General features: G+C 42.2%; 1 protein-coding gene. It reads right to left on the minus strand.

What is annotated here, in order from left to right:
- The coding region (locus tag AC07SW_RS13365; RefSeq protein WP_494633163.1) for an isopeptide-forming domain-containing fimbrial protein at positions 1 to 509 on the minus strand (509 nt) is incomplete at both ends.

Consider the following 509-nt stretch of genomic DNA (forward strand, 5'->3'; position numbering starts at 1 on the left):
GCTACGATCGTGTATTTCACCATGTCTCCTACAGCTACTTCTTCTTTTCCATTCGCATTCTCAACACTCTTATCTACAATCAGATTTGGATCTGTTGGGTCTACTGGTGGTAATGATCCCGTACCCGTGCCTTCAGTTGATCCACCATCTGGTGTTTCTCCTCCAACAGTCGCTACGTTTTCAATTTCTTGTCCCAATGCTTCTGGTAACACTTCTGTTTCAAATGTTAACGTTGCTTTTTCTCCACCTGCTAAATCGCCAATGTCGACTTTCAACGTGCGTGTTGCTTCATCATAGACATCCGCTGCCGCATATTCTACAACACTTCCATCTGCTTTTACTACTTTAATATTCGTTGGTGTGCCTAATCCCTCTGGGATTGTATCTGTAATTGATCCATTCATTAATAACGATCCTGCTTTATCATTCGTCGCTACGATCGTGTATTTCACCATGTCTCCTACAGCTACTTCTTCTTTTCCATTCGCATTCTCAACACTCTTATCTAC

The organism is Carnobacterium sp. GW821-FHT04C06, assembly GCF_059420345.1.